Origin of the sequence: Streptomyces caelestis (assembly GCF_001279005.1) — a bacterium.
GTDB lineage: Bacteria > Actinomycetota > Actinomycetes > Streptomycetales > Streptomycetaceae > Streptomyces > Streptomyces heliomycini.
Genome location: NZ_LGCN01000103.1, coordinates 1 through 339, shown reverse-complemented (window position 1 = coordinate 339; position 339 = coordinate 1). Strand labels below are relative to the sequence as shown.

At 73.2% G+C, this 339-nt stretch carries 1 pseudogene; it reads left to right on the top strand.

What is annotated here, in order from left to right:
* Positions 1-2: 2 nt before the first annotated feature.
* Positions 3-339: pseudogene (locus ADK41_RS09950) on the top strand (hypothetical protein); the annotation flags it as partial.

Genomic DNA, 339 nt, shown 5'->3' with positions numbered 1-339 from the left:
ATATCGCGCCCCCGCGCGGCTTCTCCCAGTTCTCCCACGACCTGATCCGGCACCCCCGGCTGTCCTCCGACGCCGTGCGGCTGCTGACCTGGCAGCTCTCCCTCCCCGACGGGGCGCGCGAGTCGTTGTCGCGCACCGCCGAGCGCGCCCGCATCGGCGCGTGCGCCTTCACGCGGGCCAAGCGGCAGCTCAAGGAGGAAGGCTTCGTGCACGAACGGCGGGTGCAGGGACCCGGCGGCCACTGGGTGACCCAACAGCTCGTCTCCAACGTGCCGTTGAACGCCGCCGAGGCCGCCAAGATCCTCGCCCGGATGCCCGGCCACACCCCCTCCGCCGACG